The following is a 21,156-nucleotide window of genomic DNA, read 5'->3' on the forward strand; positions in this document are numbered from 1 at the left end:
CCCTCTCCCGGCGCTGTTGGCGGTTCACGCCGTCAGCCAGCGCCGGTTTTTCTTCCCATGACCGCCAAGAAGTCTGCTGCCATGCGTCCTGCCCGTGCCCTGATCGACCTTCAAGCCCTGCGTCACAACTACCGAATTGCCCGCGAAGTCACCGGCGCCAAGGCGCTGGCGGTGATCAAGGCGGATGCCTACGGCCACGGCGCGGTGCGTTGCGCCCAGGCGCTGGAAGCCGAGGCCGACGGGTTTGCCGTGGCCTGCATCGAAGAAGCGCTGGAGCTGCGCGCGGCCGGCATCAAGGCCCCGGTGTTGTTGCTCGAAGGCATCTTCGAAGCCGATGAGCTGGCGCTGATCGTCGAGCATGATTTCTGGACTGTGGTGCATTCGCTGTGGCAGCTCGAAGCCATCGAGCAGGCAACCCTGAGCAAGCCGATCACCGTGTGGCTGAAGCTTGATTCGGGCATGCACCGCGTCGGCCTGCATCCGAAGGATTACGCTGCCGCCTACCAGCGCCTGCTGGCCAGCGGCAAAGTGGCGAAGATCGTGCTGATGAGCCACTTCGCCCGCGCCGATGAACTGCATGAGCAAAGCAGCGCCGATCAGGTTGCGGTGTTTGAGGCGGCGCGTCAGGGCCTCGCCGCCGAAGTCAGCCTGCGCAACTCGCCGGCCGTGCTCGGTTGGCCGCAGATCCACAGCGACTGGGTGCGTCCGGGGATCATGCTCTACGGTGCCACACCGTTCGAAGAAGCCAACGCCGTAGCCGAGCGCCTGCAACCGGTGATGACCCTCGAATCGAAAGTCATCTGCGTGCGCGAATTGCCCGCCGGCGAGCCGATCGGCTATGGCGCCAAATTCATCACCGACAAACCGATGCGCATCGGCGTGGTTGCCATGGGTTATGCCGATGGCTACCCGCGTCAGGCGCCGACGGGCACACCGGTGTTGGTGGCCGGCAAACGCAGCCGGATTCTTGGCCGGGTGTCGATGGATATGCTGTGCATCGACCTCACTGATGTGCCGGAAGCCGACCTCGGTTCGACCGTCGAGCTGTGGGGCAAGAACATCCTCGCCAGCGAAGTGGCGCAGTGGGCGGACACCATTCCGTATCAGATCTTCTGCAACCTGCGTCGCGTGCCAAGGCTCTATTCCGAGGGTTGACGCCGCTGCGGGGGGCAAGTGTTGTAAATACTGAACGCTGTCGCCATGATAACGCTCAATATTCTTACAACATCAGGAGGCTCCCGCCTTGGACGTCGGTGAACGACTGCAATCGATCCGCAAGCTCAAAGGGCTTTCCCAGCGTGAACTCGCCAAGCGCGCGGGCGTCACCAACAGCACCATTTCGATGATCGAAAAGAACAGCGTCAGCCCTTCGATCAGTTCGCTGAGGAAGGTTCTGGGCGGGATTCCCATGTCCATGGTCGAGTTCTTTTCCGAAGAAATCCTGCAGGAAAAACCGACCCAGATCGTCTACAAGGCCAACGAGCTGATCGACATTTCCGACGGCGCCGTGACCATGAAACTGGTCGGCCGCGCACACCCGAGCCGGGCCATCGCGTTCCTCAACGAAATCTACCCGCCGGGCGCCGATACCGGCGAAGAAATGCTCACCCATGAAGGCGAGGAAACCGGGATTCTGGTGGAAGGTCGTCTGGAATTGGTGGTGGGCCTGGAAACTTTTATTCTCGAAGCCGGCGACAGCTACTATTTTGAAAGTACCAAGCCGCATCGCTTCCGTAATCCGTTCGACGCGCCTGCGCGACTAATCAGCGCAGCCACGCCGGCAAATTTTTAACGATAGAGGCGCCAAGCCATGACGGCGAAGGCATCCGCAGAGTTTTTCCATCGCGCGGTATAACCCCTTCGACTATGGGGTTGTTTCAGTGTGGCGGGCTACCCGCTATACTTGCGCCCGCCTGCGAACCGTGGCCGCAGGCGTGAATAGCCACCATTGAGGGTGAACGCGTGAATCTAATTATGAAAATGCTGGCCGCACCAGCAACCGTACTGGCCCTCTGGGCTGTCAGCGCTCAAGCTGCGACGAATGACGACATTGCCAAACGCCTCGAGCCGGTCGGCCAGGTGTGCGTTCAGGGGCAGGAATGCAAAGGGATGGAAGTCGCTGCCTCCGCTGGAGGCGGTGGTGGGGCGAAGACGCCGGATGAAGTGATTGCAAAACATTGCAACGCTTGTCACGGCACGGGCCTGCTGGGCGCCCCGAAAATCGGTGACGCAGCGGCCTGGAAAGACCGTGCCGATCACCAGGGCGGCCTCGACGGCCTGCTGGCCAAAGCCATCACTGGCCTGAATTCGATGCCACCCAAAGGTACCTGCGCCGACTGCTCGGATGACGAGTTGAAAGGCGCGATCCAGAAGATGTCCGGCCTGAAATAAGCCGCGCTTCTGACGAAAAAAACCGTCTTCGGACGGTTTTTTTGTGCCTGCGATTCACGGCTTTCGCTGTCCTTTGCAGCAAAGTCGAGGCAAGCTCGGTCTACCCCTATTCACGGAACGGGCAGGAGGCTTCAGATGGTGCAGTTGTGTTCGATCGAACAGGCAGTGGACGATGTGCTTGCACGTCTGCCGGCGCATATCCACATGGGCATGCCGCTGGGCTTGGGCAAGCCCAATCACTTCGTCAACGCGCTGTACCGGCGGATCAAGGACTTGCCCGAGCGGCAACTGACGATCTATACCGCGCTGTGCCTGGGGCGGCCGACGCTGGGCGACGGTCTGCAGAAGCGCTTCATCGAACCCTTCGTCGAGCGCGTCTTCGGCGACTACCCCGAATTCGATTTCCTTGCCGACCTGCACCGTGACAGCCTGCCCGCCAATATCCGCATCGAACAGTTTTTCATGCAGCCCGGCAGCCTGCTCAACAGCCCGCCGGCCCAGCAGGATTACGTCAGCAGCAACTACAGCCACGCCGCCCGCGACATCAATGCCGCCGGCCTCAATCTGGTGGCGCAATTGCTCGCCAGCAGCAGCGAACATCCTGATCGCCTGAGTCTGAGCTGCAACCCCGACATCACCCTCGACCTGTTGCCGATGATCGCCAAGCGCCGCGACGCCGGGGAGACCATTCTGCTGGTCGGCCAGGTGCACACCGATCTGCCGTACATGCCCGGTGATGCCGAAGTCGATATCGACACCTTCGACCTGCTGATCGACGCGAAGGACAGCAGCACGCTGTTTTCCACGCCGAACATGCCGGTGGGCTTTCAGGATCATTTCATCGGCCTGCACGCCAGCACTCTGGTGCGCGACGGCGGCACCTTGCAGATCGGCATCGGCTCGATGGGCGATGCACTGACCGCCGCATTGCTCGCGCGGCAGGCGGACAACGCCGGTTATCAGGCGGTACTGGCCGATCTCAATCTCAGCCAGTGGGCACAGTTGATCGAGCGCGAGGGCGGTACCGCGCCATTCGCCAAAGGCCTGTATGGCTGCAGCGAAATGTTCGTCAACGGCCTGCTGGTGCTGGCCGATGCCGGGATCATCCGGCGCAAGGTCTACCCCGACGTGCAGACGCAGCAACAGGCCAACGCTGGCACCCTCGATGAAGCGGCGCAGACCGATGGCATCTCGGTGCACGGCGGCTTCTTCCTCGGACCACGCAGTTTCTACGAGCGCCTGCGCGAACTGCCGTTGAGCAAGCGCCTCGAATTCAACATGACCCGCATCAGCTACATCAACGAGCTGTACGGGCAGGAAGAATTGAAGCGCTTGCAACGGCTTGATGCACGGTTCATCAACACCGTTTTCACCATGACGCTGATGGGCGCGGGTGTGGCCGATCAGCTGGAAGACGGGCGGGTGCTCAGCGGTGTCGGCGGGCAGTACAACTTCGTCGCCCAGGGCCACGCGCTGCACGATGCGCGCTCGATTCTGATCCTGCGCAGCTGGCGCGAGTCCGGCGGCGAGGTCAGCTCGAACATCGTCTGGGAGTACGGGCACTGCACGATTCCACGGCACCTGCGCGACATCGTGGTCACCGAGTACGGTATCGCCGACCTGCGCGGCAAGACTGACGCGGTGGTGATCGAGTCGTTGCTGAACATCAGCGATTCACGCTTCCAGCCAGAACTGATCGAGCAGGCGCAGAAGGTCGGCAAACTGCCGCAGGATTTCCGTCTCGATCCGCGTTTCGCCGATAACACCCCGCAACGCTTGCAGGCGATTGCCGCGAAGCATCCGAATCTGTTTCCGGAGTATCCGCTGGGCTGTGATTTCACCGCCATCGAGCGGGATTTGCTGCGGGCGCTGAACTGGCTGAAGAGCAAGTTCAAGCTGAGCGAGATATTGGAGCTGGGCAAGGCCGCGCTGGATGCGCCGGAGGCTTCGACGTTCCCTGAACACCTTGAACGTATGCAGCTCACGAACCCGGAAGGCCTGAAAGAAGACCTTTTCCAGCGCCTGCTACTCACCGGGCTGAAGGCCACCGCGCAGTAACGGCTCACCCCAAAACCAACTGTGGGAGCGGGCTTGCTCGCGAAGGCGGTGTGTCAGTCGAAGAATATGTCGATTGACACACCGCCTTCGCGAGCAAGCCCGCTCCCACAGGGGGTAATGCGGCGTGGATTATTCGATGAAGGTAACGACGCCATCCTTCAGCGATTTCACGCGAGCCAGCGATTCAACGCGGTAGCCCTGCGAATCCAGTTCGGCCCGGCCACCCTGGAACGACTTCTCGATCACGATGCCCAGACCGGCAACGGTGGCGCCAGCCTGCTTGATGATCGAGATCAACGCCTGCGAGGCCTTACCGTTGGCCAGGAAGTCGTCGATGATCAGCACGCGGTCGCTGCTGGTCAGGTGCCGTGGCGAGATGGCCACCGTGCTTTCGGTCTTTTTGGTGAACGAATAAACGGTCGCCGACAGCAGGTTTTCTGTCAGGGTCAGGGACTGTTGCTTGCGGGCGAAGATCACCGGCACGCCCAGGTTCAGACCGGTCATGATCGCCGGGGCAATGCCCGAGGCTTCGATGGTGACGATCTTGGTGATGCCCGAATCCTTGAACAGCGTGGCGAATTCGTCGCCGATCAGCTTCATCAGGGCCGGGTCGATCTGATGGTTCAGAAAGGCGTCGACTTTCAGGACCTGGTCGGAAAGCACGATGCCTTGTTCGCGGATTTTCTGGTGCAATGCTTCCATGAAGCTGTCCTCGTTCAGCGCCTGTGCGCCCTAAGCTTTAAAAAAGTGGTCAATTCTAGCGCTTTAACATCGCGCGTATATCAGCCAATGCGCTATTGCCACGCACGGCTTTGACTTCGGTCGGTGTGTCGTCGTTGCCTTCCCACGCCAGGTCGTCCGGCGGCAGCTCATCGAGGAAGCGGCTTGGCGCGCAGTCGATGATCTCGCCGTACTGCTTGCGCTTGGCGGCGAAGGTGAACGCCAGGGTCTGACGCGCGCGGGTGATGCCCACGTAGGCCAGGCGGCGTTCCTCTTCGATGGTGTCGGCTTCGATGCTGGAGCGGTGCGGGAGGATTTCCTCTTCCATGCCCATGATGAACACGTAAGGGAATTCCAGGCCCTTGGACGCATGCAGGGTCATCATCTGCACGCCTTCGGCGCCGTCCTCTTCTTCCTGCTGCCGCTCGAGCATGTCGCGCAGGACCAGTTTGCCGATGGCGTCCTCGACGGTCATCTCGCCGTCTTCGTCTTTTTCCAGGGTGTTCTTCAAGGCTTCGATCAGGAACCAGACGTTGCTCATCCGGTAGTCCGCAGCCTTGTCGCTGGAACTGTTGGTGCGCAGCCAGTTCTCGTAGTCGATGTCCATGACCATGCTGCGCAGCGCCGAGATCGGATCTTCGCCGGCGCACTGCTCGCGCACCTTGTCCATGAAGCGCTTGAAGCGCGACAGGCGATCAGTGAAGCGGCTGTCCAGATGCTCGCCCAGACCGATTTCATCGGTGGCGGCGTACATCGAGATCTTGCGTTCGGTGGCGTAGTTGCCGAGTTTTTCCAGGGTGGTCGAGCCGATTTCCCGGCGCGGCACGTTGATCACGCGCAGGAAGGCGTTGTCGTCGTCCGGGTTCACGATCAGGCGGAAGTAGGCCATCAGGTCTTTCACTTCCTGACGGCCGAAGAAGCTGTTGCCGCCGCTCAGGCGGTACGGCACCTGGTGGTGCTGCAGCTTCAGTTCGATCAGCTTGGCCTGGTAGTTGCCGCGATAGAGAATCGCGAAATCGCTGTACGGGCGGTCGGTGCGCAAGTGCAGGCTGAGGATTTCCATGGCCACGCGCTCGGCTTCGGCGTCTTCGTTGCGGCAGCGGATCACGCGGATCTCGTCGCCGTGGCCCATCTCACTCCACAGCTGTTTTTCGAATTCGTGCGGGTTGTTCGAGATCAGCACGTTGGCGCAGCGCAGGATGCGACTGGTGGAGCGGTAGTTCTGCTCGAGCATCACCACTTTCAGCGACGGGTAGTCATCCTTGAGCAGCATCAGGTTTTCCGGCCGTGCGCCACGCCAGGCATAGATCGACTGGTCGTCGTCGCCCACCACGGTGAACTGATTGCGCTTGCCGATCAGCATCTTCACCAGCAGGTACTGGCTGGCGTTGGTGTCCTGGTATTCGTCGACCAGCAGGTAACGCACCTTGTTCTGCCACTTTTCGAGGATGTCGGCGTGCTCTTCGAAGAGTTTCACCGGCAGCAGGATCAGGTCGTCGAAGTCCACCGCGTTGAACGCCTTGAGCGTGCGCTGATAGTGGGTGTAGACGATGGCGGCAGTCTGTTCTTTCGGATTGCGCGCGTTTTCCAGCGCCTGGGCCGGCAGGATCAGGTCGTTTTTCCAGGCGCCGATCATGTTCTTGATCTCGTCGACGCCGTCGTCGCCTGCGTATTCCTTCTGCATGATGTCGGTCATCAGGGCTTTGACGTCGGTCTCGTCGAAGATCGAGAAACCGGGTTTGTAGCCCAGCCGCGCATGCTCCTTGCGGATGATGTTCAGGCCCAGGTTGTGGAAGGTGCAGACCGTCAGGCCGCGACCTTCGCCGGCACGCAGCAGGGTGCCGACCCGCTCCTTCATCTCGCGCGCGGCCTTGTTGGTAAAGGTCATGGCGACGATGTACTGGGCGCGGATGCCGCAGTTCTGGATCAGGTGCGCGATCTTGCGGGTGATCACGCTGGTCTTGCCGGAGCCAGCGCCGGCGAGCACCAATAGTGGGCCGCCGACGTAGTTCACGGCTTCTTGCTGCCGGGGATTGAGTCGGGACATACGAAAATTCGGGAGTCGTTGACGAAATGGGCCGGCATTTTAACAGGCTCAGCGATTTGTGCTGCTCTGTCCGACTTGTGACGCACCACGCGATTCAAATTTGCCGGTTTTGTTACTTTCACGCAGGATGCGCGGTGATTTTGCGGCTAATGTACTCATTCATGACACAAAATAACGGTTTGATAACCGTTGTCATTTGGTCATTGATCATCGCAACGGCATAATGCCCCGCCCACATCATTGCAGAGTCTAGGGAGCTAGCTTGTCTACGCCTGTCGAACCCTTGCGTTTGCTGCTACTGGCCGAAGAGCCAGCGTGGACAGCGTTATTGCGCGAGTGTCTGGCTCCGATGGGGAGCGCGGCGGTGCTGATCAGCGCGCCGAGCTGGGAGTCGGTCAGCAGTCTGTTCGAAGACAACCGTCATGCGGTGTTGTTGACCGTTCCCGCGTTGCAGCCGGCCCCGGGCCGTTGCAGCCTGCCGACCGTGTTGCTGCTGGAACACGAACCGGCCACCGCGCCCGTTGGCGTCAGCGACTGGCTGGTGTTCGACGCCCTCGATGCCGGCATGCTGCGCCGTTGCCTGCGTCATGTGCGTGAGCGCGGCGTTCTCGAAAACACTCTGCAACGCCTCGCTGAACAGGATCCTCTGACCGGCATCGCCAACCGCCAGGGCTTTCAGACCCTGCTCACCGCGCGGCTGGCAGAAAACGACGGGCGCGGTCTGGCCCTCGGACATCTCGATCTCGACAACTTTCGTCATGCCAACGACGCCCTCGGGCATCAGGCCGGCGACCGGCTGATCCTGCAAGTCGTCGCCCGGCTGAAAAGTCAGCTGGAGGCCGGTGATCAACTGGCGCGCCTGGGCAGCGACGAATTTGCCCTGCTGATCGATACCCGCCGTGCGCCGCAACGCGCCGAGTGGATGGCCGAGCGCATCACAGAAGCCTTGTCCGAACCCTATTGGGTCGACGGCGAAAGCCTGTTGATCGGTTCCAGTCTCGGTATCGCCCATGCCCGCGCACAAGGTGGCGCCGATCCGCTGATGTGGCACGCGCACATCGCCATGCAGCAGGCCAAGAGCACGCAGGGCTGCACCTTCCATATCTTCAACGAACGCATCAACCGCAACGCCCGGAGCATGGCCGATCTCGAAAGCGAGCTGCGCCGGGCGTTGCGTCGCGATGAGCTGGAGCTGCATTACCAGCCGCGACTGAATCTTGCAGACGGGCAGATCGTCGGCCTCGAAGCCTTGGTGCGCTGGCGTCATGGCGAGCGCGGTTTGTTGCCACCGAGCGAATTCGTGCCGCTGGCCGAGCAGAGTGGTTTGATCGTGCCGTTGGGCTACTGGGTGATTTCCCGCGCGTTGCGCGACATGCAGGCACTGCGCGAGCGCGGGCTGCCGGCGCTGCATATGGCGATCAACCTGTCGTTTCGCCAGTTTCAGGACAGCCAGTTGCTGCCGACGCTCAGCCGGCTGATTGCCGAGCGCGGGGTCGAGGCGCAATGGCTCGAATTTGAACTCACCGAAACCGCCGTGATGCGCCGCAGCGATCTGGTCAAGCAGACCATGGACGCCCTCGGCCGCCTCGGCGTGCGTTTCTCGCTGGATGACTTCGGCACCGGGTTCTCCTCGTTCGTGCACCTCAACAGCCTGCCGATCACGCTGCTGAAGATCGACAAAAGCTTTGTCGGCGGTATGGAGCAACGCGAAGAGAACCGCAAACTGGTGCATGCGATGATCAACCTCGCGCACAACCTGCATCTGGAAGTGGTGGCCGAGGGGGTGGAGACGCCGGAGCAGCTGGATCTGCTGCGCGGGTTTGGCTGTGATCAGGTGCAGGGTTATCTGATCAGCCGGCCGTTGCCATTGGCGGAGTTGGTTGAGTACCTGACGTTTGGGGCCAGCCAGCAGTCATCACTGGAATTTGTGAGCTGAACACCATTTCCGGGTGAATGCATGACCCCTGTGGGAGCGGGCTTGCTCGCGAAGGCGCCGTGTCAGTCCAGGCATGTGCTGTCTGACCCAGCGCTTTCGCGAGCAAGCCCGCTCCCACAAGGGAGTCTCAGTCTGCCTGAGCGATTGTGTACTGATCTGCTGATGCAGGCTCCAACCGAATCATCCGCTTCATCTTCCATTCAAACGCCAGGGTCAGGCTCACTGCCGCGCAGGCCAGGCCCAGCGCCAGACCCCACCACACGCCCGTCGGCCCCCAGTTCAGGTGGAACGCCATCCACCACGCGGCCGGTGCGCCAATCAGCCAATAGCAACCGAGCCCGACCAGGAACGTGGTTTTCGCGTCCTTGAGCCCGCGGATACAGCCCATGGCAATCGTCTGCGTGCCGTCGAACAGCTCGAACCACGCCGCCACCGCCAACAGACTCACCGCCAGGCGAATCACCTCGGCAAACGCCGGATTGTTGTGATCGAGGAACAACCCGACCAGTTGATTCGGCAGCAGCCAGAACACCATGGCAAAACCCAGCATCACCACCGCACCGAAAACGATGCCGACCCGCCCGGATATCCGCGCATCGCTCAGTTGTCCGGCGCCGTAGTGCTGGCCGACGCGCATGGTGATCGCGTAGGACATCCCCGCCGGCACCATGAACGCCACCGAAACGATCTGCAGGGCGATTTGATGGGCGCCCAGTTGCGTGCTGCCCATGGTGCCCATGCACAGCGCGGCGAAGGCGAACAAGCCGACTTCCACGGCATAGGTGCCGCCAATCGGCAGGCCGAGACGCCAAAGCTCTTGCAGATATTGACGATTGGGTCGCGACAGACCGGCGCGCAACGGGTAGGCGTCGTAGGCCGGATGCCGGCGAATGTGCCACGCGAGCGCCAGCGCCATGCAGTTGGCCACGATTGCCGTGACCAGACCGATGCCGGTCAGCCCCAGTTTCGGCAGGCCGAACATCCCGGTGATCAGTGCGTAATTGAGCAGGAAGTTGGCGACGGTGCCGCCGAGGCTGATGACCATCACCGGGGTCGCCCGGCCAATCGCACTGGTGAAGCCGCGCAGGGCCATGAAGCTCAGGTAGCCGGGCAGGGCGAAGGGCAGGGCAATGAGGAATTGCCCGGCGGCATGGACGTTGGTTTCGGTCTGGCCGAACAGCAGCAACACCGGTTTCAGGTTCCACAGCAGCAGTGCGGCGCCGAGCGCCATCAGCCATGCCAGCCACAACCCGGCCTGGGTCAGGCGGGCCGCGCCGATGATGTCGCCCGCGCCCTTACGGATCGCCACCAGGGTGCCGACCGCTGCAATCACACCGATGCAGAAGATCGACACGAACGAATAACTCGCCGCCCCCAGTCCGCCCCCGGCCAGGGCTTCGGGACTGAGGCGCGCCATCATCAAGGTGTCGGTCAGCACCATCAGCATGTGCGCCAACTGCGAGGCAATCAGCGGCCCGGCCAGCCGCAGGATGGCCCAGAGTTCGGTACGCACGGGATGCTGCATGGTCATCACCACTCATTCAAAGAGGGAACAGAGAGCCGACGATTCTCGGCGCTTGGCAGGGTTTGCACAAAGGGATAAAAAGGATGGTTAGCATGATTAAAACTCATCATGAGAAGATTCTGCCGGGTTGGCCGTAACCCGCTATAGGAGCTCTGCGAATGTCCCGTCGTCTTCCTCCGTTGTATGCCCTGCGCGCATTCGAAGCGGCGGCGCGGCACAGCTCGTTCACCCGCGCGGCCGAGGAGTTGTCGATCACCCAGAGTGCAGTCAGCCGGCACATCAAGACACTGGAAGAGCATTTCGCCTGCAAGCTGTTTCATCGCAGCGGGCGCAACCTGCAACTGACGGAATCGGCGCGGATGCTGTTGCCCGGAATCCGCGACGGCTTCGCGGCCCTTGAGCGCGCCTGCAACACCTTGCGCGCCGAAGACGACATCCTGCGCATGAAAGCGCCGTCTACCCTGACCATGCGCTGGCTGCTGGCGCGCCTCAGCCGCTTCCGCCATCTGCAACCGGGTAACGAGGTGCAACTGACCAGCGCCTGGATGGACGTGGATTCGGTGGACTTCAACAACGAGCCGTTCGACTGCGCTGTGCTGCTCAGTGATGGGCATTTCCCGCCCGACTGGGAAGCCAGCCTGCTATTCCCGGAAGAGCTGATACCGGTGGGCGCGCCCAATCTGCTGAACGACCAGCCGTGGGATGTTGCGCGTCTGGCGTCCACTGAACTGTTGCACCCGACTCCGGATCGGCGCGACTGGCGCAGTTGGCTGGAGCACATGGGCCTGTCCGATCAGGTCTCGCTCAAGGGCGGACAGGTGTTCGATACCCTCGAGCTGGGGATGATCGCCGCAGCCCGAGGCTACGGGGTGTCGATGGGCGATTTGCTGATGGTCGCCGAAGATGTGGCGCAAGGAAGACTGAGCCTGCCATGGCCGACTGCGGTCGCCAGCGGACTGAATTATTACCTGGTGTGGCCGAAAACCCGCCCGGGAGGTGAACGTTTGCGCCGCCTCAGCGACTTCCTGCAAGGCGAAGTGCGCGCCATGGCGTTGCCGCTGGTCAAGCGCTTGAGCTGAAACGTTCGAGCCCGCACAATGCCGGCCTTGCGCCATAACCCCGCTATTTACTCAAGTATTCGGTTTCACCGCCGAGAATGAGCATGTGGAACCGTCGTGCCGGTCGCCACGATTTCACCCCCATTATTAGAATTTTCCGAGCAAGTGCTGCGATCAAGGAGGATCCGGTGGCTCGGCCAGGAGCTGTCCATGTCTCAACCTCGCGCCCGGATCGCCTCGCAGCTGGGCCTTGCGCTCGCTGTGATACTGGCGATTGTCATCAGCGGCAGTACGGTGTTTGCCCTGCGTTCGCTGGATACCGCCAACCTCGCCATCCGTGAAGAGCACCTCGCCAGTGAGGCGCGGCTGTTGGCCGACCAACTGAGCACCTTCCACGGCACGCTGCGCGAAAGCACCCAGCGCCTGAGCGGGCTGTTCGAGAAGCGCTTCAGCGCGGGCCTGAGCATTCACCCGGATGAGCCGGTGACGGTTGCAGGCACTCAAACCCCGGGCCTGCACCTGGGCAGCGAAGTGTTGAACAACAACTTCAAGGAAGTTGACGAGTTCAAGCAGATGACCGCTGGCGTCGCCACGCTGTTCGTGCGCAGCGGCGAAGACTTCGTGCGGGTCAGCACCTCCCTGACCAAACAGGACGGCACCCGCGCTATCGGCACCTTGCTCGATCACGCGCATCCGGCCTACGCGAAGTTGATGGCGGGGCAGGGTTACGTCGGTCGCGCCTTGCTGTTCGATCGCTCCTACATGACTCAGTACACGCCGGTTCGCGATGGCAGCGGCAAGGTGATTGCGGTGTTGTTCGTCGGTTTCGACTACACCGATGCGCAGAACGCCCAGTTCGCCAATCTCAAGCGCTTCCGTATCGGTCAGAACGGTTCGCTGGCGTTGCTGGATGAGCAAAACAAATGGCTGGTGGCGCCGGCGGGGGTGCAGGCGCTGGATCAAGCGGTGCCGGTGATCAACGGCCTGGCCAAGACCCCGGGCAAGGGCCAGTTCTGGAGCGACAGCGGCGAAGATTTCTACAGCATTGCCGTGCCGTTCGAGGGCGGCCCGTGGTCGGTGGTGGCGAGCATGCCGAAGTCCGAGATTCGCGCGGTGACCTGGAGTGTCGGTACCCAACTGGCCATCGGCAGTCTGCTGGCGATGCTGATCGCGGTGGGCGCGGCGATGTGGCTGCTGCGCAGCAAACTGCAGCCGCTGGGCGATCTGGTGCGTCAGGCCGAAGCGCTGGGCGCCGGTGATCTGAGCGTGCGCCTGAATGTGTCGAGCAACGACGAGATCGGCCAGTTGTCCCGTGCGTTCAACCAGATGAGCCAGGCGCTGTCGACCATGGTCGAGCACATCCGCCGCTCCTCGGAAGAGGTCAACAGCCGGGCCCAGGCGTTGTCCGGTTTGTCCGGCGGTGCGTACGAGGGCATGGAGCAGCAGTCTGGGGAAATCACCAGCATGGCCGGCGCGGTGGAAGAGTTCAGCGCTACCTCGTTGAACATCGCCGACAACATGGGCAACACCCAGCGTCTGGCTCAGGAAAATGCCCAGCAGACCCAGATCGGTCGCACCTCGATGCAAGAGGCGTCGTCCTCGCTGGAGCAAATTGCCGGCGCGCTGAACACCACGGCCACTGTGATCAACACCCTCGGTCAGCGCTCCCAGGAAATCGGCGGCATCGTCAGCGTCATCACCTCGATTGCCGAACAGACCAACCTGCTGGCGCTCAACGCGGCCATCGAAGCTGCGCGTGCCGGTGAACAGGGCCGTGGCTTTGCCGTGGTGGCCGATGAGGTGCGCAACCTGGCGTCGCGCACCCGTCAGGCGACTGACGAAATTTCCGGGATGATTCACAGCATCCAGCAGGAAACCGGCAACGCCATCAGCACCATGGAGCAGGGCAACCTGTTGATGCAGGAAGGCCTGTCGCGCAACGCCAATGTGGCATCGGCGCTGGCGCGGATTGATGAACAGAGCCGTTCTGCCGGCCAGCAGTTCGCGGCGATTACCACGGCGACGCAGGAGCAGAGCAGCACGGCTACTTTGCTGAGCAGCAATCTGCAGAGCATTGCGCTGGCCAACAGCGAGCAGCGTGAAGTGGTTTCCAACCTTGCGGTCACCGCCAAAGAGCTGGAGAAGCTGGCGGCGGATTTGCGTTCCGAGGTTGATCGCTTCCGTTGATACAGCCTTGATATAGCTTTCGCGAGCAGGCTCGCTCCCACAGTTTTCGGGGTAGCTCATAAATCGTTTGAGCACCCGAATACTCTGTGGGAGCGAGCCTGCTCGCGAATGTAACGCCGCCGTTCCATGGCAAATCACCCTATATGTCTCTCATCTTTTCTTGCTGAAACGTTTCCGCAGCGCTATAAAAATGGCACAACTCCAATAAAGGCTGCTGCCATGACCCCGCTCAAACTTTCCGTCGCCCTCGGCGCACTGTCCGCTGCTTCCCATGCCATGGCTTGGGATTACGTACTTCTCGACACCAACAAACCCGCGCAAAACTGGAGCATCACCAGTGAGCAGCTCGGGGTGAAAACCGACAAGCCTTTCTCCGTGAGTCTGCGCACCTTGCACGGCGGGCGACAGGAAGGTGTCAGCATCGTCGATATCGATAACGGCACGATGAAACTCTCGGTGGTACCGACCCGTGGCATGAATGTCCTGCAAGCCTCTGTTGGTAGTGTGCGCATGGGCTGGGATTCGCCGGTCAAGGAAGTGGTCAACCCGGCTTTCATCGAACTCAACGGACGCGGTGGCCTGGGTTGGCTGGAAGGCTTCAACGAGCTGGTGGCCCGCTGCGGTTATGAATGGGTCGGCCATCCCGGCATGGACAATGGTGAGTTGCTGACTCTGCACGGGCGCGCCGCCAACATCCCGGCCAGCAGCGTCACCCTGCACATTGACGAAAAACCACCCTACGCCATCAGTCTGCGCGGCGAACTGAAAGAGCAGGCGTTCAAGAAAGTCGACTTCTCGGTCGTCACCGAACTGGTCACCGAGCCCGGTAGCGTGCGTTTCGCCCTCAACGATACGCTGACCAACAACGGCGATTATCCGAAGGAATACCAGGCGCTGTATCACAGCAACTTCAGTACGCCGTTCCTTGAACAGGGCGCCCGGTTCGCGGCGCCGGTGAAGCAGGTCTCGCCCTTCAACGACAAGGCCAAGGCCGAGTTGGCGGATTGGCAGACGTATCGCGGGCCGACCAGGGATTACGACGAAACCGTCTACAACGTCGTGCCTTATGCGGACGCTAAGGGCGAAACCCTGGCTGTGTTGCATAACAAGGCTGGCAGCCTCGGTGTCTCTGTTGGCTTCAATACGCAGCAACTGCCGGTATTTTCCCTGTGGAAAAACACCGACACTCAAGGGCAGGGCTATGTAACGGGCCTTGAGCCGGGTACCAGTTTTTCCTACAACCGCCGCTATCAGCGTCCGTTGAATCTGGTGCCGACCATTGCGCCAAAGGCCAGTCAACAGTTCCAGATCAGCTACAGCCTGCTGGCGGACAAAGGCGCTGTGGATAATGCGTTGAAGCACGTGACCGAAATTCAGGCCGGGCGTGAAACCGAAGTGCGGCAGACGCCGCTGGTTGATCTGACCGAGCATTAAGGCGTCGCCGGCCGATACTGCAGCGCCTCGGCCAGATGCTCACGGCGGATTGCATCGACTTGCTCAAGGTCGGCCAGGGTTCTGGCGACTTTGAGCAACCGATGTGCCGAGCGCAGTGACAAGATCAACCGTTCGCAGGCCGATTCCAGCCAGGTCTCATCGGCTGTGGATAACCTGCAGTGGCGTTTCAGCCCCGGCAGATCAAGAAAGGCATTGGCGCAGGACTGGCGTTTCAGCTGCCGTTCCCGCGCCTCGGCGACACGTTCCGCGGCAGTGGCACTGTCTTCGCCCGGCTTCACCGTAGGATTCAACGCTGTCGCCTCCCGCGCCACCGTCAGGTGCAAGTCGATCCGATCCAGTAATGGCCCCGACAGCTTGTTGCGGTAGCGCTGAACCATGTCCGGCGTGCACGAACACTTGCCACTCGGCTCGCCAAGATATCCACAGGGACACGGATTCATGGCCGCCACTAACTGAAATCGCGCCGGAAAGCGCACGCGATCCTTGGCTCGGGCGATCACGATATGTCCGGACTCCATCGGCTCGCGCAGCACCTCCAGCACCTTGCGATCAAACTCCGGCAATTCATCGAGAAACAGCACACCGTGATGTGCGAGGGTGATCTCGCCGGGTTGCGGTTTGGAGCTGCCACCGACCAGCGCCGGACCGGATGCCGAGTGGTGCGGCTGGCGAAACGGTCGCTGCGGCCAATGGGTCAGCGGCACGCCGCTGGCGACCGATTGAATCGCTGCCACTTCCAGGGCTTCGCATTCGGATAGTGGCGGCAGCAGCCCCGGCAAGCGACTCGCCAGCAAGGTCTTGCCCGTCCCCGGTGGCCCGCTGAACAACAGGTTGTGCGCGCCCGCCGCCGCAATCAGCAGCGCCCGTTTCGCGGCCATCTGACCTTGCACTTCATTGAGGTCGGGATAAGGTTTGGCGGCATGGATCAGCCCGTCCGATACATAAGGCTCGACTGGCGTGTGCCCATTGAAATGCGCCACCGCCTCCAGCAGATGGTCCACCGCAAACACCTTCAGGCCCGAAGCCAGGCACGCCTCCTCGGCATTCGCCCGCGGTACCACCAGTGCCCGCCCGGCCTTGCGCGCCGCCAGTGCCGCCGGCAACACCCCGCGCACCGGCCTTACCGCGCCGGACAACGCCAGCTCACCGAGGCATTCCACATCATCGAGTGTCAGACACGGCACCTGCACACTCGCCGATAGAATCCCCAAGGCAATCGCCAGATCAAACCGTCCGCCATCCTTGGGCAAATCCGCCGGCGCCAGATTCAAGGTGATCCGCCGCGCCGGAAACTGCAGCCCGGAATTGATGATCGCGCTGCGCACCCGGTCCTTGCTCTCCTTCACCGCCGCTTCCGGCAGGCCGACCATGGTCAGCGAGGGCAGACCGTTAGCGAGATGGACTTCGACGGTGACGGCGGGGGCATCGACGCCAATCTGGGCGCGACTGTGGACGATGGAGAGGGACATGGTCGTTCCTTGAGCTGAATCGGGGACCGCTTCCTGCGGGTTTTTGAAGGGTAGTTGGGGAAGGGCGATCAGGCGGGGGCGAACTTTCACTGGATGTTGCGGGAAAGTGGTCAACCAATCTCGAGGCGAAAAAAAACCGCCTTGAGGAGACGGTTTTCAGTTTGCAGGCTTCGGTGAGGCCAAGGCCTGCGTATCCTTTGCGGACACACTCACGTGAAATCAGGTTATGCATGTTTGCTCATTGGCGCAAGTATCAAAAGGGCTTGAACGGGCGCAACGGTAATGTTGTCAGCACTTGCCTAACGACTTGATACAAGTTGTTTAAATCGCTTTTCTAAGGGCGCTCATAAAATCCGCAATGACGATGCCCACTCATGGAGTATTCGCGAAGTGTGGCCGGGAGCGCAAAGACTTCATGTTCCTCGACGCGGTGTGAGACCCGTGCCGGTGCTTTTTTTGGGGGACTCACACCCGGCCGCCTTGGCGGACACACTCACGTGTAGTCCCGAAGGTGTTCGTACGCCGGAAAGTGCATCGGAGGTTTGGCCCCACGCAAGGAGGGCCAAAATATGTCTAAGTTTCTTAAACATATGTGGCGCCTCGTCAGAATCGCGTTATGGGCTTTTCGCCTGTACGAGTTTCTGCGAGACCGTTGGAATAATTCGTTGTAAGGATTGATCTGACGGAAACCGCTCCTGCTTTGGCAGGAGCGGTTTAACTTCTCTTCGCAAACTTGAAGGCATTTCTACTCGGGATTGTTATTCCGCAGGCGGCGTCAGCTTCGCTTCCATCTCGGCAACTTTCGCTTCGAGGCTCTCGAGGCGAGCGCGGGTACGGGCCAGTACGACCATCTGACTGTCAAACTCTTCCCGGCTCACCAGATCCAGTTTGCTGAATGCACTTTGCAACAGCATCTTGAACTGGCTTTCGATTTCGGCTTTCGGCAGCGGGGTGTCACCGCTGAACAGGCGGGAGGCAGTGCCGCTCAGGGCGTCGAGGAAGTCTTTGGGCGCGAGCATGGTGGATGTCCTGTAAACAATGGCGGGCAGTGTATCACGCAGTGTCTATAGTCATTTGCGCAGGCATGGATGCACGCTTTTCGCGCAAGCGGACGGACGGCAGCGCACCGTTGTTGTGCGTATCCATCGCGGGTTTTGTGCGCGAGCGCCTGCGGCTGCGGCCAAGGGATTGAAATCAGGGGAATTTGGCGAGATGGCAAGCTTTCTGCTTAGTCGGTAGTGACCCATGCACTGATGCAGTCGCTGTGACGAATGCAGTGCGGCAGGCGGGACGGGGAGTTTCGCCGGCAGCGGTTAGCTGGCGTCAGTCGGGCAGGTAAGGCCGACGATGCGTTACAAAGCCAGGCACTGCGCTTAGACTTGAGTCGGGTTTGTTTTCCTGGGGCAAGTCCACCAATTCGGGAGAGAGTTTCATGAAGCTAGTCACTGCCATCATCAAGCCGTTCAAGTTGGACGACGTGCGCGAGTCGCTGTCCGAAATCGGCGTGCAGGGCATTACCGTCACTGAAGTCAAAGGCTTCGGCCGGCAGAAGGGTCACACCGAGCTGTATCGCGGCGCGGAGTATGTGGTCGATTTTCTGCCCAAGGTGAAAATCGACGTTGCCATCGACGACAAGGATCTGGATCGGGTGATCGAGGCGATCACCAAGGCTGCCAACACCGGCAAGATCGGTGACGGCAAGATCTTCGTGGTCAATCTGGAACAGGCGATCCGCATCCGTACCGGCGAAACCGATACCGACGCGATCTAAACGCCGCCACAAACCCAACGCCCCAGGAGAAAACAATATGACTCTGCGTAAATTCGCAGGGCTAGGCGCCCTGTTGTCCATCGTAATGCCCGGCCTGGCTATGGCGGCAGATCCGGTGGCGCCTCCAGTCCTCAATTCCGGCGACACCGCCTGGATGCTGACCTCCACAGCCCTCGTGCTGTTCATGACCATTCCCGGCCTCGCGCTGTTCTACGGCGGCATGGTGCGGTCGAAAAACATTCTTTCGGTGATGATGCAGTGCTTCGCCATTACCGGCCTGGTCACCATCCTGTGGTTCCTTTATGGCTACAGCATGGCGTTCGACACCACCGGGATGGAAGCCAACGTCGTCAACCTGAACTCCTTCGTCGGCAGCTTTGCCAAGGCCTTCCTCGCGGGCATCACGCCTGCCAGCATTACCGGCCCGGCAGCACTGTTCCCTGAAGCGGTGTTCGTCACTTATCAAATGACCTTCGCCATCATCACCCCGGCGCTGATCGTCGGTGCCTTCGCCGAGCGCATGAAGTTCTCCGCGATGCTGGTGTTCATGGGCGTCTGGTTCACTCTGGTGTATGCGCCGATCGCGCACATGGTCTGGAGCGGTCCGGGTTCGCTGCTGGGCGATTGGGGCGTGCTCGATTTCGCCGGTGGTACCGTGGTTCACATCAACGCCGGTATCGCCGGTCTGGTGGCGTGCCTGGTGCTGGGCAAGCGCAAAGGCTTCCCGACTACCCCGATGGCACCGCACAACCTTGGTTACACCCTGATGGGCGCGGCGATGCTGTGGGTCGGCTGGTTCGGCTTCAACGCCGGTTCCGCCGCGGCCGCCAACGGCACTGCCGGCATGGCGATGCTGGTGACTCAGATCGCTACCGCTGCTGCAGCATTGGGCTGGATGTTCGCCGAGTGGATCACCCACGGCAAACCTAGCGCACTGGGCATTGCCTCGGGTGTGGTTGCAGGCCTGGTGGCAATCACGCCGGCAGCCGGTACCGTGGGCCCGATGGGCTCGCTGATCATCGGTCTGGCGGCCGGTGTGGTGTGCTTCTTCTGCGCGACCACGCTGAAACGCAAACTCGGTTACGACGACTCCCTGGATGCCTTCGGCGTGCACGGTATCGGCGGTATCCTCGGCGCGATTCTCACCGGCGTGTTCGCCGCGCCGGCGCTGGGTGGCTTCGGCACCGTGACCGACATCGCTTCGCAAGTGTGGATTCAGTGCAAAGGCGTCGGCTTCACGGTGATCTACACCGCGATCGTCACCTTCATCATCCTCAAGGTACTGGACGTGGTCATGGGCCTGCGTGCCACCGAGGAAGAAGAGGCAGTGGGTCTGGACCTGGCACAACACAACGAACGCGGCTACAACCTGTAAGTACGCGCATCGAAAAAACTTGCCCGGCTTGCCGGGCATTTTTTTGTCTGGAATTTGTCATTCAGGTAGTGGCTGAAAGGATTTTTCGTACGGCTTTGGTCGTGTTTACGACAAGCGTTTTTCTGCGGCCAATGGCTTACATCATTGCAGGAATATTAGGGCCTTTGTTTTTTCCCAGAGCGCGCTAGAATGCGCCCCGAACGTGCGGAGAACTGTATGTGGCAACAGACTCTGATAACCCTGCGGGCACGGCCCCGGGGCTTTCATCTGGTAACGGACGAGTTACTCGCCGGCCTGCCTGAACTCAAGGCGTGCCGGGTCGGTCTGTTGCATTTGTGGCTGCAGCATACCTCGGCGTCGTTGACCATCAACGAGAACGCCGATCCGGCGGTCCGTCGCGACTTCGAACGATTTTTCAATCGTCTGATCCCACAAGGAACAGACGGCTATGAGCATAACGACGAAGGCCTGGACGACCTCCCGGCGCACTTCAAGGCCAGCGTACTTGGCTGCCAGATCAGTCTGCCGGTTTCGGCAGGGCGACTGGCTCTGGGCACCTGGCAAGGCGTTTATCTGGGCGAGCACCGTGATCATGGCGGTGCCCGTAAAGTCCTCGCCACCCTGCACGGTGAAGGGGCGTAAACCGTTGGTCACCAGCGGTTACCGATTTTTTTACGGCGACTTTCGACAGTCGCCAAAGCTGGTCTATAACTAATCTGCTTTTCGCAAGTCATGAGGTAGAACATGAGCGACGATGATCTGGAAAACGACGACCTCGAAGTAGGCGACGAAGACGAGGCCGAGGAAGGCCTGGAAGCAGCAGCGGAAGACGTTGCTGACGACGATGGCGGTGACGATACGCCGGCCCCGGCTGCCAAAGGCAAAGCCAAGGCTGCGGTGTCGATCGACGAATTGCCGAGCATCGAAGCCAAGAACAAGGAGCGCGACGCCCTGGCCAAGGCCATGGAAGAATTCCTTGCGCGCGGCGGCAAGGTGCAGGAAGTGGAGGCCAATGTGGTCGCCGATCCGCCCAAGAAGCCGGACAACAAGTACGGCAGCCGCCCTATCTGAGGCGTGCCGCTTGCTTGCTGAAAAAGCCCGCCGTCGCTGCGGGCTTTTTCATGCCTGAAATAAAGTCAGGGATGCACGCAATCCCCTGTGGGA

General features: G+C 61.0%; 17 protein-coding genes. 12 read left to right on the forward strand and 5 right to left on the reverse strand.

Annotated elements, in window-relative coordinates; all coding sequences use genetic code 11:
• The first annotated feature begins 81 nt into the window (after positions 1–81).
• The 4 genes from alr (at position 82) to NTD85_RS05780 (ending at position 4,449) form a co-directional block, all read left to right on the forward strand.
• Entirely contained in the window at positions 82–1,155 is a 1,074-nt protein-coding gene (gene alr / locus NTD85_RS05765; RefSeq protein ID WP_262141657.1) for an alanine racemase, read from the forward strand.
• A gap of 88 nt (positions 1,156–1,243) precedes the next feature.
• Positions 1,244–1,792 (forward strand): cupin domain-containing protein, encoded by a 549-nt coding sequence (locus NTD85_RS05770; RefSeq protein ID WP_003229444.1) that lies wholly within the window; start codon positions 1,244–1,246, stop codon positions 1,790–1,792.
• Positions 1,793–1,974: 182 nt separating this feature from the next.
• Positions 1,975–2,391: a c-type cytochrome gene (locus NTD85_RS05775; RefSeq protein ID WP_025112727.1), complete on the forward strand. Its 417-nt coding sequence runs from the start codon at positions 1,975–1,977 to the stop codon at positions 2,389–2,391.
• 135 nt (positions 2,392–2,526) lie between these two features.
• A complete protein-coding gene (locus NTD85_RS05780; RefSeq protein ID WP_262141658.1) occupies positions 2,527–4,449 on the forward strand; it encodes an acetyl-CoA hydrolase/transferase C-terminal domain-containing protein in 1,923 nt (640 codons plus the stop codon).
• 129 nt (positions 4,450–4,578) lie between these two features.
• Here the strand turns inward: NTD85_RS05780 and NTD85_RS05785 are convergent, their stop codons facing one another.
• On the reverse strand, positions 4,579–5,151 hold the full coding sequence (locus NTD85_RS05785; protein ID WP_003229440.1) for a xanthine phosphoribosyltransferase: 573 nt from the start codon (positions 5,149–5,151) through the stop codon (positions 4,579–4,581).
• A 55-nt stretch (positions 5,152–5,206) separates the two neighbouring features.
• Complete coding sequence (rep, locus tag NTD85_RS05790; RefSeq protein WP_027610430.1) at positions 5,207–7,216, reverse strand: DNA helicase Rep; 2,010 nt, start codon at positions 7,214–7,216, stop codon at positions 5,207–5,209.
• A 262-nt stretch (positions 7,217–7,478) separates the two neighbouring features.
• Here rep and NTD85_RS05795 point away from each other — a divergent pair, with 262 nt between their 5' ends.
• A complete protein-coding gene (locus NTD85_RS05795; protein WP_003229436.1) occupies positions 7,479–9,152 on the forward strand; it encodes a putative bifunctional diguanylate cyclase/phosphodiesterase in 1,674 nt (557 codons plus the stop codon).
• A gap of 127 nt (positions 9,153–9,279) precedes the next feature.
• Here NTD85_RS05795 and NTD85_RS05800 read toward each other — a convergent pair whose 3' ends face one another.
• Positions 9,280–10,677, reverse strand: a complete 1,398-nt coding sequence (locus NTD85_RS05800; protein WP_262141662.1) for a NorM family multidrug efflux MATE transporter — start codon at positions 10,675–10,677, stop codon at positions 9,280–9,282.
• Between the two features lie 158 nt (positions 10,678–10,835).
• Between NTD85_RS05800 and NTD85_RS05805 the strand changes: the two genes are divergently transcribed.
• The 3 genes from NTD85_RS05805 to NTD85_RS05815 all read left to right on the forward strand — a co-directional run bounded on the left by NTD85_RS05805 (position 10,836) and on the right by NTD85_RS05815 (position 15,356).
• The gene (locus NTD85_RS05805; protein ID WP_045122673.1) at positions 10,836–11,756 is read left to right on the forward strand and encodes a LysR substrate-binding domain-containing protein; all 921 of its coding nucleotides are present in this window, start codon (positions 10,836–10,838) and stop codon (positions 11,754–11,756) included.
• Positions 11,757–11,945: 189 nt separating this feature from the next.
• Positions 11,946–13,922: a methyl-accepting chemotaxis protein gene (locus NTD85_RS05810; RefSeq protein ID WP_262141659.1), complete on the forward strand. Its 1,977-nt coding sequence runs from the start codon at positions 11,946–11,948 to the stop codon at positions 13,920–13,922.
• Positions 13,923–14,141: 219 nt separating this feature from the next.
• On the forward strand, positions 14,142–15,356 hold the full coding sequence (locus NTD85_RS05815; RefSeq protein ID WP_262141660.1) for an aldose 1-epimerase family protein: 1,215 nt from the start codon (positions 14,142–14,144) through the stop codon (positions 15,354–15,356).
• Here the strand turns inward: NTD85_RS05815 and NTD85_RS05820 are convergent.
• The gene (locus tag NTD85_RS05820) at positions 15,353–16,846 is read right to left on the reverse strand and encodes a YifB family Mg chelatase-like AAA ATPase (RefSeq protein WP_262141661.1); all 1,494 of its coding nucleotides are present in this window, start codon (positions 16,844–16,846) and stop codon (positions 15,353–15,355) included. The genes NTD85_RS05815 and NTD85_RS05820 overlap by 4 nt on opposite strands.
• A gap of 758 nt (positions 16,847–17,604) precedes the next feature.
• Complete coding sequence (locus tag NTD85_RS05825; RefSeq protein ID WP_007920416.1) at positions 17,605–17,865, reverse strand: accessory factor UbiK family protein; 261 nt, start codon at positions 17,863–17,865, stop codon at positions 17,605–17,607.
• A gap of 413 nt (positions 17,866–18,278) precedes the next feature.
• Between NTD85_RS05825 and glnK the strand changes: the two genes are divergently transcribed.
• The 4 genes from glnK to sutA all read left to right on the forward strand — a co-directional run bounded on the left by glnK (position 18,279) and on the right by sutA (position 21,063).
• Complete coding sequence (gene glnK, locus NTD85_RS05830) at positions 18,279–18,617, forward strand: P-II family nitrogen regulator (protein ID WP_002555808.1); 339 nt, start codon at positions 18,279–18,281, stop codon at positions 18,615–18,617.
• 37 nt (positions 18,618–18,654) lie between these two features.
• Positions 18,655–19,992, forward strand: coding sequence for an ammonium transporter (locus tag NTD85_RS05835; protein ID WP_103483682.1), 1,338 nt, complete (start codon positions 18,655–18,657; stop codon positions 19,990–19,992).
• A 216-nt stretch (positions 19,993–20,208) separates the two neighbouring features.
• On the forward strand, positions 20,209–20,634 hold the full coding sequence (locus tag NTD85_RS05840) for a secondary thiamine-phosphate synthase enzyme YjbQ (RefSeq protein WP_003229414.1): 426 nt from the start codon (positions 20,209–20,211) through the stop codon (positions 20,632–20,634).
• A gap of 102 nt (positions 20,635–20,736) precedes the next feature.
• Positions 20,737–21,063 carry a transcriptional regulator SutA gene (gene sutA, locus NTD85_RS05845; protein WP_003229413.1) on the forward strand — a complete coding sequence of 109 codons (327 nt, stop codon included), beginning with the start codon at positions 20,737–20,739 and terminating at the stop codon, positions 21,061–21,063.
• Positions 21,064–21,156 lie beyond the last annotated feature (93 nt).

The organism is Pseudomonas sp. 13B_3.2_Bac1, assembly GCF_025466205.1.
GTDB lineage: Bacteria > Pseudomonadota > Gammaproteobacteria > Pseudomonadales > Pseudomonadaceae > Aquipseudomonas > Aquipseudomonas fluorescens_H.

Coding starts and splice junctions, on each gene's coding strand:
- NTD85_RS05840 (WP_003229414.1), top strand. CDS start 20,209: ATGTGGCAACAGACTCTGATAACCCTGCGGGCACGGCCCCGGGGCTTT.
- alr (WP_262141657.1), top strand. CDS start 82: ATGCGTCCTGCCCGTGCCCTGATCGACCTTCAAGCCCTGCGTCACAAC.
- NTD85_RS05800 (WP_262141662.1), bottom strand. CDS start 10,677: ATGCAGCATCCCGTGCGTACCGAACTCTGGGCCATCCTGCGGCTGGCC.
- NTD85_RS05805 (WP_045122673.1), top strand. CDS start 10,836: ATGTCCCGTCGTCTTCCTCCGTTGTATGCCCTGCGCGCATTCGAAGCG.
- NTD85_RS05820 (WP_262141661.1), bottom strand. CDS start 16,846: ATGTCCCTCTCCATCGTCCACAGTCGCGCCCAGATTGGCGTCGATGCC.
- NTD85_RS05825 (WP_007920416.1), bottom strand. CDS start 17,865: ATGCTCGCGCCCAAAGACTTCCTCGACGCCCTGAGCGGCACTGCCTCC.
- NTD85_RS05780 (WP_262141658.1), top strand. CDS start 2,527: ATGGTGCAGTTGTGTTCGATCGAACAGGCAGTGGACGATGTGCTTGCA.
- NTD85_RS05775 (WP_025112727.1), top strand. CDS start 1,975: ATGAAAATGCTGGCCGCACCAGCAACCGTACTGGCCCTCTGGGCTGTC.
- NTD85_RS05835 (WP_103483682.1), top strand. CDS start 18,655: ATGACTCTGCGTAAATTCGCAGGGCTAGGCGCCCTGTTGTCCATCGTA.
- glnK (WP_002555808.1), top strand. CDS start 18,279: ATGAAGCTAGTCACTGCCATCATCAAGCCGTTCAAGTTGGACGACGTG.
- NTD85_RS05815 (WP_262141660.1), top strand. CDS start 14,142: ATGACCCCGCTCAAACTTTCCGTCGCCCTCGGCGCACTGTCCGCTGCT.
- rep (WP_027610430.1), bottom strand. CDS start 7,216: ATGTCCCGACTCAATCCCCGGCAGCAAGAAGCCGTGAACTACGTCGGC.
- NTD85_RS05810 (WP_262141659.1), top strand. CDS start 11,946: ATGTCTCAACCTCGCGCCCGGATCGCCTCGCAGCTGGGCCTTGCGCTC.
- NTD85_RS05785 (WP_003229440.1), bottom strand. CDS start 5,151: ATGGAAGCATTGCACCAGAAAATCCGCGAACAAGGCATCGTGCTTTCC.
- sutA (WP_003229413.1), top strand. CDS start 20,737: ATGAGCGACGATGATCTGGAAAACGACGACCTCGAAGTAGGCGACGAA.